This window comes from Streptomyces sp. ME19-01-6, assembly GCF_033793745.1.
In the GTDB taxonomy this organism is placed as follows: Bacteria; Actinomycetota; Actinomycetes; order Streptomycetales; family Streptomycetaceae; genus Streptomyces.
On the sequence record NZ_JARAXF010000008.1, the window covers coordinates 60,614 to 75,596 of the forward strand.

Annotated in this window: 6 protein-coding genes; 3 read left to right on the forward strand and 3 right to left on the reverse strand. The window is 73.5% G+C overall.

Going from position 1 to position 14,983, the window contains the following annotated elements; all coding sequences use genetic code 11:
* Positions 1-23 precede the first annotated feature (23 nt).
* Together PV419_RS20625 and PV419_RS20630 are read right to left on the reverse strand one after the other, a co-directional pair.
* Positions 24-2,564 carry an ATP-dependent Clp protease ATP-binding subunit gene (locus PV419_RS20625; protein WP_319691015.1) on the reverse strand — a complete coding sequence of 847 codons (2,541 nt, stop codon included), beginning with the start codon at positions 2,562-2,564 and terminating at the stop codon, positions 24-26.
* 361 nt (positions 2,565-2,925) lie between these two features.
* The gene (locus tag PV419_RS20630; RefSeq protein ID WP_415925347.1) at positions 2,926-3,021 is read right to left on the reverse strand and encodes an NAD(P)-dependent oxidoreductase; all 96 of its coding nucleotides are present in this window, start codon (positions 3,019-3,021) and stop codon (positions 2,926-2,928) included.
* A 276-nt stretch (positions 3,022-3,297) separates the two neighbouring features.
* Between PV419_RS20630 and PV419_RS20635 the strand changes: the two genes are divergently transcribed.
* From PV419_RS20635 to PV419_RS20645, 3 genes are all read left to right on the forward strand, one after another.
* Positions 3,298-3,441, forward strand: coding sequence for a helix-turn-helix domain-containing protein (locus PV419_RS20635; protein WP_319691017.1), 144 nt, complete (start codon positions 3,298-3,300; stop codon positions 3,439-3,441).
* 119 nt (positions 3,442-3,560) lie between these two features.
* The gene (gene sigJ / locus PV419_RS20640) at positions 3,561-4,430 is read left to right on the forward strand and encodes an RNA polymerase sigma factor SigJ (protein ID WP_319691018.1); all 870 of its coding nucleotides are present in this window, start codon (positions 3,561-3,563) and stop codon (positions 4,428-4,430) included.
* A gap of 87 nt (positions 4,431-4,517) precedes the next feature.
* Entirely contained in the window at positions 4,518-5,597 is a 1,080-nt protein-coding gene (locus tag PV419_RS20645; protein WP_319691020.1) for an NAD(P)/FAD-dependent oxidoreductase, read from the forward strand.
* 59 nt (positions 5,598-5,656) lie between these two features.
* On the opposite strand, the gene PV419_RS20650 is transcribed toward PV419_RS20645, so the two are convergent.
* Positions 5,657-14,977, reverse strand: coding sequence for a non-ribosomal peptide synthetase (locus PV419_RS20650; protein ID WP_319691022.1), 9,321 nt, complete (start codon positions 14,975-14,977; stop codon positions 5,657-5,659).
* Positions 14,978-14,983 lie beyond the last annotated feature (6 nt).

Consider the following 14,983-nt stretch of genomic DNA (forward strand, 5'->3'; position numbering starts at 1 on the left):
AACCAGTGTTCACAGGACCGTTGTCAGCCAACCGCGGTGGTGGGGTTCTCCTCCTTGCGGAAGGTCAGCTTCCCCTCTTCCACATCGACTTCCACATGGCTGTGCGGCTGCAGTTTGCCGTTGAGCAGCATCCGGGACAGCGGGTTGTCGACCTCCCTCTGGATGGTCCGGCGCAGCGGCCGGGCGCCGTATTCGGGCTGGTAGCCGTGGTGGGCCAGCCAGTCGACGGCGGCGGGGGTGAAGTCGACCGGCACGTCCTGGGCGCGCAGCCGGCGCCGGGTCTCCTCCAGGAGCACATCGGTGATCTGCCGCAGCTGTTCGTCGGCGAGCCGCCGGAAGATGACGATCTCGTCGATGCGGTTGAGGAACTCGGGCCGGAAGTGCTCGCGCAGCGGGCGCAGCACCCGCTCGCGGCGCGCCTCCTCGTCGGCTTCCGCGCCGCCGCCGAAGCCCATGACCGTACCGCGCCCGGAGATCTCCTCGGAGCCGAGGTTGCTGGTCATGACGATGACGGTGTTCTTGAAGTCGATGGTGCGGCCCTGGGAGTCGGTGAGCCGTCCGTCGTCGAGAACCTGCAGAAGGATGTTGAAGACGTCGGCGTGGCCCTTTTCGACCTCGTCCAGGAGCAGCAGCGAGTACGGCTGCCGGCGCACCGCCTCGGTGAGCTGCCCGGCCTCCTCGTGGCCGACGTATCCGGGCGGTGCGCCGATCAGCCGGCTGACGGTGTGCTTCTCCTGGTATTCGCTCATGTCCAGGCGGACCATGCGGTCCTCGCTGCCGAAGAGCGCCTCGGCCAGGGCGCGGGCCAGCTCGGTCTTGCCGACGCCGGTGGGGCCGAGGAACAGGAAGCTGCCGATCGGGCGGTGGGGGTCGGCGAGGCCGGCGCGGGAGCGCAGTACGGCGTCGGCGACGGCGGAGACCGCCTCTTCCTGGCCGATGACCCGCTTGTGCAGGTGCTCCTCGAGGCCCAGCAGGCGGTCCCGCTCCTCCTCGGTGAGGCTGCTGACCGGGATGCCGGTCTGCCGGGAGACGATGTCGGCGATGTCCTCGACGGTGACCTCGGCGACCCGGCACGCCGGGTGCTGTTTGCCGGACCCCTCCTCGATGCGTCGGTTCAGGTCGCCGATCCGGTCGCGCAGCGCGGTGGCCCGCTCGTACTGCTCGGCCGCGACGGCCTGGTCCTTGTCCCGGATGAGCTGCTCGACCTCGCGTTCCAGCGCCCGGACGTCGGTGCCTCTGGTGCTGGAGCGCAGCCGTACGCGGGCGCCGGCCTGGTCCATCAGGTCGATGGCTTTGTCGGGCAGGAAGCGGTCGGTGAGATAGCGGTCGGAGAGCTCGACGGCCGCCAGCAGCGCCTCGTCGGTGTAGCGGACCTGGTGGTGGGCCTCGTAGCGGTCACGCAGCCCGCGCAGGATCTCCAGCGCGTCGGTGGGGCCGGGCTCGGGCACCATGAGGGGCTGGAAGCGACGGGCGAGGGCCGCGTCCTTCTCGATGGAACGGCGGTACTCCTGCAGCGTGCTGGCGCCGATGACATGCAGTTCGCCGCGGGCCAGGGCGGGCTTGAGGATGTTGCCGGCGTCCATCGGGCCGCCCTCGGAGCCTCCGGTGCCCACGACGGTGTGCAGCTCGTCGATGAAGACGATCAGTTCCTCGGAATGGGTCCGGATCTCGTCGATGATGCCGGTCAGCCGCTCCTCGAAGTCGCCGCGGTAGCGGGTGCCGGACACGACGCCCGCGAAGTCGAGCTGCAGAACGCGCCGGCCGAGCAGGATGTCGGGGACGTCGGCCTCGGCGATGCGCTGGGCCAGCCCCTCGATGACGGCGGTTTTGCCCACGCCGGCCTCGCCGATGAGAACGGGGTTGTTCTTGCCCCGTCGGGCGAGCACCTCGATGGTCTGCTCGATCTCCTCGTCGCGCCCGATCACCGGGTCGATCCGGCCCTCCCGGGCCATCTCGGTCAGGTCGCGGGCGAACTTGTCGAGGCCCGGGGTCTCCCGCCGGCTGGGGCCGGGGCGCGGTTCGGCGGCCCCGGGGGCCGCCGCGAGCCCGCCCGGCGGGCCGGGGCGGGGCTCGAACCGGGCCGCGTGCAGCAGCTGCCCGGCCGTGGAGTCGCGGTTGGCGGCGAGCGCGATCAGTACGTGCTCGGGGCCGATGTACGAGGAGCCCGCGGACCGGGCGATGTCGTGGGCGTCGAGCAGGGCGCGCTTGACGGCGGGCGTGACCGCCACCGAGCCGCGTGGCGTCCCCTCCCCCGTCTGCCGGTCGATCTCGGCGACGAGGGCTTCGGGGTCGGCCCCGGCCCGGGCGACCATGGTGCGGGTCGGCTCGGCCGTGAGCGCCGCGCGGAGCAGGTGTTCGGTGTCGAGGTCGGTGGATCCGCGGTCGGCGGCGTACGAGGCCGCGGAGGAGACGAGCTGCCGTGCGGGCTCGCTCATCAGGCGGCCGAAGTCGACGTGCCGGGAGCCGGGTCGCTGCCCGGCCGGTCCGACACCGAGGAAGCGTGCGAGAAAGTCTCCGAGGGGGTCCGGACCGAATTCATCCGATCCCTCGTACCCGCTGTTCATAGGCATCCGTCCCGGCGGCCCGGCGGACGCGGGCCCCGTTGTCATCGGTGCTCTGGTCGCGTGCGGGTGCTCGGGTGGCGTGTGAGCGGGCCGGCCCGGCTCACATAAGCACCCGCGAGGAGTTCTATTTGATCGACTTTGATTGATTTTATCCGACATCAGGGCCGCTCGCGCCCCCTGGCCTCGTCCTTTCGCTCAAACAGGTTTATTGCCCGGTCCGCCTTGGGATGGCTCCACGTATCAGTCGAGGTGCCTCTCATCCACCACATGCCCTCGCCGCTTGTCGACGACGTCGCGCAGCGGGCGGCCTTCGATGTGGCGGGTGAGGTTGTCGAGGAACACCTCGATGAGTGCCTCCCGCTCACTGGTGGTCTCCCGCGTCGACGAGGGCGCCTCGACCGACGTTGATCAGCCGAGCCCCGGGCTTCATCGCCGCCAGCACGGACGCGTCGACCATGCCCCGGGTGTCCTTGGTGAGGGGGCGGCGAGGTGAACAGCTCGACGAGCGGATCGCGAAGGAGCTGGCACGGACCGGCATCCTCGCCCTGGTCGGTGAGACGGCCCCGGGCCGGATCGGCGTACTCCTCGCGCTGGCCCAGGCCAGCCCTTGGCAGCCCGTCGCCGAGCGGATCGGCCGTCTCGCACGCGCGGAGCTCGGCCCGGACTCCGTCGTCGCCGTCGGCCCGAGCGTGACCGACCTCTCCGGGATCGCCCGGCGGCGAAGCTGGCCGGCATGTCCCGGCAGGCGTTCTACCAGCGCCTCCATACCATCGAACGCCTCCTGGGCTGCGACCTGGAATCGGGGCTGCAACGCACATCCCTGCATGTCGCGGTGCTCGTCCTGGACTCGCGCGGAGCAGCGGCTCCTGGTGCGTGACGAGCAGGTCCGGCGCATCGGCGAACGGCTGCGCCGGGTTGGGATGTCACACTCGCCGCCGCCATGTCGTCTCGCTTCCGAAGGACCCACGGGTGGGGACACACGAGAGGATCGAGGACATGGCAGAGCCGGCAGTGTTCGAACAGCACCGCGACCGCTTGTGGGCCATCGCCTACCGCATCACGGGGTCGGTGGCCGACGCCGATGACGCCGTACAGGAGTCGTGGCTGCGCTGGGACGCGCTGCCGGAGGGCCGGGCGGAGGATCCCCGCGCGTATCTGACCGCCGTCGTCAGCCGGATCTGCTACGACCAGCTCGGCTCCGCCCGGGCCCGCCGCGAGTCCTATCCCGGCCCCTGGCTGCCCGAGCCGGTGGTCGCGGACGGGGGCCCGGAGGACCGGGTGACCCTGGACGAGTCGGTGGGCCTCGCCCTGCTCACCGTCCTGGAACGGCTCACCCCCGCCGAGCGGACCGCGTTCATCCTGCACGACGTCTTCGCGGTCCCCTTCCCGGAGATCGCCGAGGTCGTCGGCCGCAGTCCGGAATCCGTACGGCAGTTGGCCTCCCGGGCCCGCCGACGTGTCCGCAGCGACGCCCCGCGCCGCTCCGTCGACCCCGGCGAGCACCGGCGCGCCGTCGACGCCTTCCTGCGCGCGGGCATGGAGGGCGACATGGACGCCCTGCTGGAGATCCTGGACCCGCGGGTCGTGTGGCGCTCGGACGGCGGTGGCAAGGTCATCGCGGCCCGGGTCCCCGTTCACGGCGGCGAGAAGGTCGCCCGCCTCACCCTGGGCCTGACCCGCCGCTTCGACCCGGCGACCATGGTGGTCCACGCACGGGAGGTCAACGGCGCCCCGGGGCTGGTGCTCGTCGACTCGGGCCGCGCACTGGCCATGGTCTTCGGTTTCACCGTGCACCAGGGCCGGATCACCGCGATCGACGCCGTCCTCAACCCCGACAAGCTGCGCCACCTGGACCTCGGTGGCTGACCGAGTAAACCGTGACGGGTGCCGTGTCACACTCCGGGGCGCCGTGCCGTCTCCCTGGTGACATCCCCTCATGAGGAGGCCACCGCGATGGAGAAGCATGACGTCCTGGTGCTGGGTGCGGGCTATGCGGGGCTGCTGGCCGCCCTGCGGCTGGCGCCGCATGCCCGGGTGACCCTGGTCGACCCCAGCCCGCACTTCACCGAGCGCGTCCGGCTGCACGAGCATGCCGCCGGGCGCCCGGATGTGACCCACCCGCTGCGGGAGTTGCTGCGCGGCACCGGCGTCACGCACCTCGCGGCCCGCGCCACGGGCCTGGACCCCGCGGCCCGCCTGGTCACCACGGACGACGGCCGCAGCCTCCCCTACGACCGTCTGGTGTACGCCCTCGGCAGCCGCACGGCGGCCCCCGGCGAACGCGCCTTCACCCTGGAGACCACCGCCGAACTGCACAAGCGGCTGCTCGACGGTCCCGGCGAGCTCGCGGTCGTCGGCGGCGGCCTCACCGGCATCGAGACCGCCGCCGAGATCGCCGAGGCGCACCCCGAGTGGCGGGTACGCCTGCTCACCGGCGGCGAGATCGGCGGCAGCCTGTCCGCCAAGGGGCGGGCCCATGTCCGCGCCACCCTGGCCGAGCTGGGCGTCCACGTCGAGGAGGGCCGCCGGGTGGCGGCCCCCGAGGAGGTGGACGCCGGCGCGGTCGTCTGGGCGGCCTCGATGACCGCGAACACCGAGCTCGCCGCTCAGGCCGGCCTCGCCCTCGACGCGGCCGGCCGGATCCGCGTCGACCCCGCCCTGCGCTCCACCTCCCACCCGGAGATCTACGCGGCCGGGGACTGCGCCGCGGCCACCTCACCGGCCGCCGGGGCGCTGCGCATGGCCTGTGCCACCGCCCTGCCCACCGCCTCGCACGCGGCCACCTCCCTCATCGAAGAGGCCCGCGGGCGCGAGCCACGGGCGCTGCGCTTCCGGTTCCTGGTGCGGTGCGTGAGCCTGGGCCGCCGGGACGGGCTGGTCCAGGCGGTGCGGGCGGACGACACGCCGCGCGAGCTGGTGCTCACGAGCCGGGCCGCCGCCCGCGTCAAGGAGCAGATCGTCCGCTCCACGATCAGCCTGATGCACCTGGCGGCGCGCCGCCCCGGGGCCGTTCCGCTCGTCCCGTGGATCTGAACGGACTGACACGAAACGAAACGGACCCGACCGGCCGGGGCAGGGCGCGGTCACGGCCGTCAGGGCGCCTGGGTACGCGCCGACCTGACGTGCCCGGCGTAGCGGCGGAGCACGTCGAACCACCCCCGGGCGAGCTCGGCGACATGGTCGTCCGCCAGGACGCCCGACGGCCAGATCCACCGCGCCGCCAGCCGCGCCCCCCGCTCGCGGTCCTCGACCGCCACCGTCAGGGTGAGGGTGCGCTCCAGCGGCGCCCCGGCGTCGGCCCCGCCGCCCATCGCCGACCCCGCCTCGCCGGTGGGGGTCCAGTGGGCCGACCGCTCGCCGACCTGGAACCGGCCCAGGTAGTTGACGGAGACCTGCGGGTCGCCGAGCGCGGCCAGCAGCGGAGCGGTGCGCGGGTTGAGGTAGCGCAGCAGGCCGTACCCGATGCCGTTGTCGGGCAGGGCCGCGAGCTGGGCCCCCACCCGCGCGGCCGCCTCGGTCAAGGCCGCGCCGGAGGCGGCGAGTTGTTCCTCGGAGATCTCACCCGGGTCCAGGACGAGCGGGAACTGCGCGGTGAACCACCCGACGGTGGCGGACGGGTCGACCCCGTCGGCGAGGAATGCGCGGCCGTGCGCCTGGAGGTCCACCAGCACGCCGGTGCCTTCGTCGCCCCGCCGGCGCGCGTAGGCGACGGCGAACGAGGCGTACAGCACATCGCGCAGATCCACGCCCAGCGCGCCCGGGACCGCGAGCAGCGTCGCCGTGTCCTCCTCCGGGAGGTCCATGAGCAGCATCCGCGCCGAGGCCAGGGTGTCGGTCCGCGGGTCGAGCGGCCGGGTGCCCAGCGTGGGCCGCTTCCGCTCGAACATCCGTGCCCACATCTCCAGTTCCTTCTCGCGGGCGGGCTCCACGGCCTCCTCGACCAGGTGCTGCGCCCACCTCCGGTAGGAGGTCGCCGGCGCCCGCAGGTCCGGCCGCCGGCCGGCGGCGACCGCTTCGTACGCGCGGGCCAGGTCCGGCAGCAGGAACCGCCAGGAGACCCCGTCGACCACGAGGTGGTGGAGCAGGATCAGCAGCCGGCCGGGCCGCCCCGGCCCGGGGTCCAGCCAGACGGCCTGGAGGGTGCGGCCGGACGCGGGGTCGAGCTCCGCCTGGTGACGGACGGACGCCTCGGCCAGCGCCGCGGGCCATTCCGCCTCGTCGGCGACCTGGGTGATCTGGTGGGTGAAGCAGTCGGCCACCCGGACCGAGCCGGGCTCCGCGATCTCCAGGGCCCGCCGCCCCCGGTCGCCCGTCTGCCGCATGCGCAGCGCGTCGTGACGGTCGGTGAGCGCCTGGAAGGCGGCGATCAGATGCTCGGCCCGCACGTCCGCGGGGACGCGGACCGCCATGGAGAGGTGGTACGCGTCGATCGGCCCCTCGCAGTCCCACATGCGCCTGATGATCGGCGTCGCCGGGAGCTCGCCCACCGCGTCGCCGACCCCGTCGCCCGCGCCGCCGGCGGCCCGGTGACCGCCCCCGCCGGCCGGCCCCTGGCGCGGCGCGCTCCGCTCGGCGATCGCCGCCAGCGCCGCGACCGTACGGCCCTCCGCCACGTCCCTGGGCCGCAGCGCCAGGCCGGCGTGGCGGGTCATGTCGGCGAAGCGCATGGAGACGATGGAGTCGCCGCCCATCAGGAAGAAGTCGTCGTCCACGCCGACGCCGGCCACCCCCAGCGCCTCGCTCATCAACGAGCACAGCGTCTCCTCCACGGGGGTGCGCGGCCGGGCCGCCGTCGAGGCGGCCGTGAAGTCGGGCGCCGGGAGGGCGGCGCGGTCCAGTTTGCCGTTGACCGTCAGCGGGAGTTCGGGCATCTCCACGAACGCCGAGGGCACCATGTGGACCGGCAGCCGGGCCGCCGCGAGCCCCGCCAGCGCGGCGGCCCCGGGCAGCGTGGTGCCGGGCTCGGCCACCACATAGGCGACCAGCGCGGGCCTGCCCGGCCGGTCCTCGCGCAGGACGACGGCCGCCCGCGCCACCTCGTCGAGGGCCGTGAGCGCGGACTCGATCTCGCCGACCTCGATCCGAAAGCCACGCAGCTTGACCTGGCCATCGGCCCGTCCGACGTACTCCAGCTCCCCGTCCGCGCCCTGGCGTGCCAGGTCTCCGGTGCGGTACATGCGCTCGCCGGGGGCGCCGAACGGGTCGGCGACGAACCGTTCGGCGGTCAGCGCGGGCCGCCCCGCGTAGCCGCGGGCCAGGCCGGGGCCGGCGACGTACAGTTCGCCGACGGACCCCGGGGGCACCGGCCGCAGCAGATGGTCGAGGACGTACAGCCGCAGATCCGGGATCGGCCGCCCGATGGGGCTCACCGAGCCGTCCCGCGCCACGTCGGCGCGGACCAGTTCGGTGTGGGTGACGTGCACGGTCGTCTCCGTGATGCCGTACATGTTGACCAGCCGCGGCGCGTTTTCGGGATGCCTGCTGTACCAGTCCCCCAGGCGCGGGACGTCGAGTCGTTCACCGCCGAACACCACGTGGCGCAGGGCGAGCCGCGCGCCCAGCTCCGGGTGGTCGCGGTCGGCGCCGAGCAGTTGGTGGAACGCCGACGGGGTCTGGTTGAGCACGGTGACGCCCTGCTCGACCAGCAGCTCCAGGAAGTCGTGCGGGGACCGGGTGACGGTGTGGTCCACGATCACCAGCGAGCCGCCGTGCAGCAGCGGTCCCCAGATCTCCCACACCGAGAAGTCGAACGCATAGGAGTGGAACAGCGTCCACACGTCGTCCGCGCCGAAGCCGAAGAGGTGCTCGGTGGAGGTGAACAGCCGGATGACGTTCTCGTGTGGGACCAGCACGCCCTTGGGCCGCCCGGTCGAGCCCGAGGTGTAGATGATGTAGGCGCCGTGCGCCGGGGTGAGCGGACCGCCGCGGTCCGCGTCGGTCAGGTCGGCCGGCGCGATGTCCTTCATGGCGTCGACGACCTGCGGCGCGTCGAGCGCCACGACCGGCACGTCCGGGCCCTCGGGCAGCGCGGCGGCGGTGTCGGTGGTGGTGACCACGCACACCGGGGCGGCGTCCGCGAGGATGAACCCGATGCGCTCGCGCGGATAGGCCGGGTCAACCGGCAGATACATCGCGCCGCTCTTCAGGACGGCCAGTAGCGCCACGACCAGCTCGGCCCGGCGGTCGACCGCCAGGGCCACCACCCGCTCCGGCCCGGCGCCATGCCCGGTCAGCAGCCGCGCCAGGCGGTTGGCGCGGTCGTTGAGCTCCGCGTACGTCAGGGAGCGCCGGCCGTCGACCACGGCGATGTTGTGCGGGGTGGCCCGGACCTGTGCCTCGAACCGCTCCGGCAGGGTCTCCTCGCACCGTACGCGCCCGGACTCCGACTGCTGCGCGGCGGCGGTCAACAGCCGCGCCACCGGGGCCTCGGACGCCCCTGACACTCCGGTCAGGAGACGTTCCATCGCGTCCGCGGCCGCCGTCGCCCGGCTCCGGCCGACGGTGTCCGGGCAGTAGTTGATGTGGATCCGCAGCCGTTCGCCGGGGATGGCGACCACGCTGAGCGGGTAGTGGGTGCCGTCATCGGGGTGTACCCCGGTGACGGTCAGGCGCTGGGAGGCGGAGCGCAGGGCGTCCGGGTCGTGGGGGTAGTTCTCGTAGACCAGGAGGGTGTCGAAGAGCCGGCCGGTGCCGGTGCGGCGCTGGATGTCGGCGAGGCCGATGTGGTGGTGGTCCAGCAGCCGGGCCTGTTCGCCCTGGAGGCGGGTCAGCAGCTCCGGGAACGTCTCCTCCGGGCGCAGCCGGACCCGGGCCGGCACGGTGTTGATGAACAGCCCGACCATGGCGTCGACGCCGTCGATCTCGGGCGGGCGCCCGGAGACGGTGACCCCGAAGACCACGTCGTCGCGGCCGGTCAGCCAGCCCAGCACGATCGCCCAGGCACCCTGCAGCACCGTGTTCACCGTCAGGCCGTGACGGCGGGCGAACGCGGCGAGCGTGGCGCTCTGTTCGGCCGTGAGCTCCAGGACGTGCCGCCGGGTGGCGGCCGCTGCCGGGGTGCCCCGGCCGGCGACGAGGGTCGGCCCGGCCACCCCGGACAGGACGGTGTGCCAGGCGTCGAGCCCCGCCTCGGTGTCCTGTCCCTTCACCCAGGACAGATAGGCGGAGTACGGGCGGGGCACGGGCAGCGCGGCGAGCGCGTCGGGGGCACCGCCCGCGTCGTACAGCGCGAACAGTTCCCGCGACAGCACCGCCATCGACCAGCCGTCGAGCAGCAGGTGGTGGCTGGTCAGGATCAGCCGGTAGCGGTCCTCCCCGAGCCGCAGCAGCATGCAGCGGGCCAGCGGGGCGGTGTCCACGAGGAGGCGTCGCCCGCTGTCGGCGTCCAGCAGCCGGGCCAGTGCGGCCTCCCGCGCGGGCCCGTCCAGCCGCGACAGGTCGTGTTCCCGCCATGGCAGCGCCACCCGGGCGGGGATCACCTGTACCGGCTCGGCGAGCCCCTCTTGTACGAAGCAGGCGCGCACCCCCGGGTGGCGGGCGAACAGCCCCTCGGTGGCGGTGCGCAGCCGCGCCGGGTCGACCTCGCCCGCCAGGTCCAGGCCGAACCGCACCACGTAGTCGTCGGGCGCGGTGTCGTCGTACACGGCGTGGAAGAGCAGCCCGTGCTGCAGGCTGGACACCGGCCAGATGTCGGCCAGGTCCGGTACGGCCCGCTCGAGCCGCTCCACCTCGGCCATGGACAGCGAGACCAGGGGGAAGTCGGAGGGGGTGTGGCCCAGGTGTGCTGCGTATTCGGCGGGTTCGGCATCTCGTGCGTGGGTCACCAGGCCGGTGAGCGCGGCGAACCACGCGTCGGCGAGCTCCCGTACGGCCGTCTCGTCCAGCAGTTCGCCCGCCCAGATCCACACCGCCGTGAGCCGCGGGCCGTCCTTACGGTCCTCGGTGTGGGCGTTGAGGGCCAGGGTGTGCGGCAGCGGCATGCCGGGCGGAAAACCGCCGCGCAGCGCGCCGAAGTCGGGGTCCGGGTCGGGCAGCCAGTCGGCGCCGTCGGACACCGTGAACCGGCCGAGGTAGTTGAATCCGATCTGCGGGCCCGCGTGTCCGGCGAGGCGGCGCGCCGCGCCGGGGTTGAGGTAGCGCAGCATGCCGTAGCCGATGCCGTGGTCCGGCAGCGCCGCGAGCTGTTCCTTGACCGTCTTGACGGCGGTGCCGAGCGCCGCGGAACCCGCCATAACCTCGGCCCAGTCGAGTGCTCCCGGGGCGAGCCGCGCCGGGAACACGCTGGTGAACCAGCCGACGGTCTGGCTGAGGTCGACGCCGTCGGCGAGGTGTTCCCGGCCGTGTCCCTCCAGTTCCAGCAGTACATCGTCCGTGTCGCCGATGCCGCGGCGCCGCCGCCACTCGATCACGGCGAGGCTCAGCGCCGTCAGCAGGACGTCGCTGATCCCGGTGTGGTAGCGCTCCGGTACGGAGGTCAGCAACTCGGCGGTGACGTCGGCCGGCAGGGAGAGCGACAGCATCCGGGCGCTGGTGGCGGTGTCCCGGGCGGGGTCCAGCGGGCGGGAGCCGAGGAGCGGGTCGGCGCCGTCGAGGATGTTCTCCCACAGCGGGAGCTCGGCCGTCCGGGCCTCGTCGTGTGCGCCCTCGGTCAGCAGCCGGGACCAGCGCCGCAGGGAGGTGACCGGTCCGGGGGTCGCGAGGGGCCGGTCCTCGGCGGCCGCGGCCCAGGCGTCGGCGAGATCCCGCAGCAGCACGCGCCAGGAGACCCCGTCGACCGCGAGGTGGTGGATCAGCACCAGCAGCCGCCCGGGCCGGCCGGGGCCCGCGTCGAACCAGACCGCCCGCAGCAACACCCCCTTCTCCGGGTCGAGTTGGCCGCGCGCCGCCTTTGAGGCTCCGCCGACGATCCGGCGCCACCGCGCGGTGGCGTTGTCGTTGTCGTTGTCGTTGTCGTTGTCGTCAGGCTTTACGTCCGGTACGGGCACACGGGTCAGGCACTCATGGCCGCGGACGGCGCCGCGCGGGGCGATCTCCAGCGCGCCGCCCTCCCCCGTGCCCAGCCGAAGGCGCAGCGCGGCATGGCGGTCGAGCAGGGTGTCGAGCGCGTCGGCCAGGTGGTCGTGGCACAGGTCGCCGGGCACCCGCACCAGCACCGCCTGGTGGAACTCCTTGACGGCGTCCGGGCCAAGACCCGTCAGCCAGCCGATGATCGGAGTCGGGGAGAGTTCGCCGCTTTCGTCGGTGCCGTGACGGCCTTCGCCGTGGGAGGTGCCGCCGTGGGAGGCATCCGCCCCGGATCGCGCGGTCCGCGCCAGCGCGGCCACGGAGCGGTGTTCGAAGACCTCGCGCGGGGAGATGGCGAGCCCGGCGGCGCGGGCGCGGCTGACCAGGGTGAGGGAGAGGATGCTGTCGCCGCCGAGGGCGAAGAAGCTCTCGTCGACGCCGACCTGGTCGAGTTTGAGGATGTCGGTGAAGAGCTCGTGGAACAGCTTCTCCCGCTCCGTCCGCGGGGCCCGGCGCTCGGTGTCCTCGGCCGGCCGGGGCTTGGGGAGCGCGGCCCGGTCGAGTTTGCCGTTGGGGGTCAGCGGCACCCCGTCCACCAGGACGATCTGCGCGGGCACCATGAAGTCCGGCAGCCCGCTCCTGGCACGGGCCATGAGCTCGGCCGGGAGCGCGGCGGCCGTAACGTGGTCCGTGCCCGGCTCGGGGACGACGTGGGCCAGCAGCCGGGTGGCGCCGGGGCGGATCTCGTCGGCCGTCACCACGGCCCTCCGGACCGCCGGATGGCCCGCCAGCACGGCCTCGATCTCGCCGACCTCGATCCGCAGGCCCCGCACCTTGACCTGCCCGTCGGCGCGCCCCACGTACTCCAGCTGGTGGTCCTCGCGGCGGCGCACCAGGTCGCCGGTGCGGTACAGCCGTGACCCGGGCGGGCCGTAAGGGTTGGCGACGAACCGCTGCGCGGTCTGGCCGGGCCGGTTCAGATAGCCCCTGGCCAGCCCGGGCCCGCTCAGCCAGAGTTCACCGACCGTGCCGACCGGGACCGGGCGCAGGGCGGCGTCGAGTACGTACGCGGCCGTGTTGACGGTGGAGGTGCCGATCGGGGGTGTGCCCTCGCCGTCGAGCGGGTCGCTCATGGCCGCGCAGACGGTGGCCTCGGTCGGGCCGTAGCCGTTGAGCAGGACGGTGTCCGCGGCCCAGTCGGCCGCCAGCTCCGGCGGGAGCGCCTCGCCCACCGCCATCAGCCTGAGCTCGGCCGGAAGGGTGCCGCGGTCCAGGCTCGCCAGCACGGCGGGCGGCAGCACGGCGTGCGTCACGCCGAGGCCGCGGATCAGCTCGGGCAGCTCGGGGCCCGCGGGCGGCGCGCCGTCGGCGCCGATGACCAGCAGGCCGCCGGACAGCAGCGCCGCGGTCAGCTCCCAGACCGCGGAGTCGAAGCTGGGCGAGGCGAACTGCAGAACACGGGACCCGGGCCCGACGCCGAACCGGGTGCGCTGCGTGTGCACCAGACTCGGGATGCCCGCGTGGGTCACCACGACCCCCTTGGGGGTGCCGGTGGACCCGGAGGTGTAGACCACGTAGGCGGGGTGGCGCGGGTCGAGCCGCCCGCGCCGCTCCTCGTCCCGTACGTCCGCGGGGTCGCGGCCGGCGAGGTCGCGGACGGTCTCGGGGGCGTCCAGGAGCAGCCGGTCGCCCGGCAGGTGCCCGATGGTCCGCGCGTGGACCGTGGTCGTCAGCGTCAGCGCGGGCTGGGCATCGGAGAGCATGAACTCGACGCGCGCGGGCGGATAGTGCGGATCGACCGGCAGAAAGGCGCCGCCCGCCTTCCAGACGGCCAGGACGGCGACCACGAACTCGACGGACCGCTGCAGCGCGAGCGCGACCGGCGTCTCGGGGCCGACACCGCGCTCGATGAGCGCCCGCGCCAGCCGGTTGGCCCGCGCGTCCAGCTCGGCGTACGAGAGCTCGACGGAGCCGGAGAGCACGGCGGGGCGGTCCGGGTGGAGCCGGGCCTGCCGCTCGTAGAGCTCGCCCGCCGTGGCGTCGGGCACCACCACGGCCGCCTCGGTCGCCTTGCGCAGCAGGGAGCCCCGCTCGCGGTCGGAGAGCAGCGACACCTCGGCGAGCGACATGCCGCTGCCGCCGGCGGCGACGGCCCTCAGCAGCCGGGAGATCCGCTCGCCGTGGCCCCGCGCCTCGGCCACGCCGCACACGGCGGTGTTGGCGTCCAGGTCGATCGTGAGGCCGCGGCCGTCCAGGCGGTCGTGGAAGGAGAGTGCGAGGTCCTCGACGGGGCCGGTGGAGAGGTTGTGCGCGATGGCGGGGTGCGGGCCGAACCGCAGGTCGTAGTCGAACGACATGATGTTGACGATCATCGAGTACAGCGGAACGGGCTGGTCGTCGGACGAGACCAGGCGCGCCATGTCGGCCGCGCGGTAGCGCTGGTGCGCGAGGGCGGACCGCATGGCCTTCTGGGTGGCACGGGCCAGCTCCGCGACCGTCATGTCGGGGCGCGGGGACAGCCGGACGGGCAGCACGTTGGACAGCACGGCGGGGGTGGTCCTGGCGGTCGGGGTGACGCGGGCCGCGACGACGAGCCCGAGCACCACCTCCGACTCCCCGGTCATCCGGTGCAGATACAGCGCGGCCAGGGCGAAGAGCATCGCGGAGCGATGGATCCTCGCCCGCTCGCAGACGCGGTCCAGGGCGAGCAGGTCCCCGGGCGACAGGCGGTCCGAGGCCCGGGTGAAACCGGAAGCGGGCGCGCGCCGACGGGTCAGGGAAACGGGTTCCGGAAGGTCGCGCAGTTTCTCGAGCCAGTAGTCGCGGTCCCGGACGAACGCCTCCGACGCACGGTATTCCTGTTCCTCGGCGAGCAGCCGTCCGAAATCGCCGAAGGGGCTCGGCGGTATTTCCTGGCCCGCGTCGAGCGCCGAGTAGATCTCCGCCACGCGGTGCGCGACAATCGGTCCGCTGAATCCGTCGATGAGAATGTGGTGGTATCGGCTGCACCAGAAATAGAGATCGTCCGCCAGCCGGATCACCGCGTGGGCGACCAGCTCACCGTCCGGCAGCGGAACCGGCCCGGCCAAGAATTCCGCCATCCACCGCTCGGCGGCGGCGCGCGGGTCCGCGTCGGCCGTCAGATCGACGAGCACGAGCGGGAAGTCCTCGCGGCTCTTGGCAGCCCAGCGCGGACCGGCCTCGTCCTCCATGAACCTCACCGCGAGCGCCGCGGATTCGGCGAAGGCACGGCGCAGGGCGGACTCGAATAAGTCGAAACGCAGCCGGCCATGTATCTCGATATATTCACCGATGGTGTAGGCGGCGCTGTCCGGGCGCAGTGAGTGGGCGATCCAGAATTCGCGCTGGGCGGCAAACGGAATCCCCGGGACGGGACCATTGGCGGGCATGAGGGG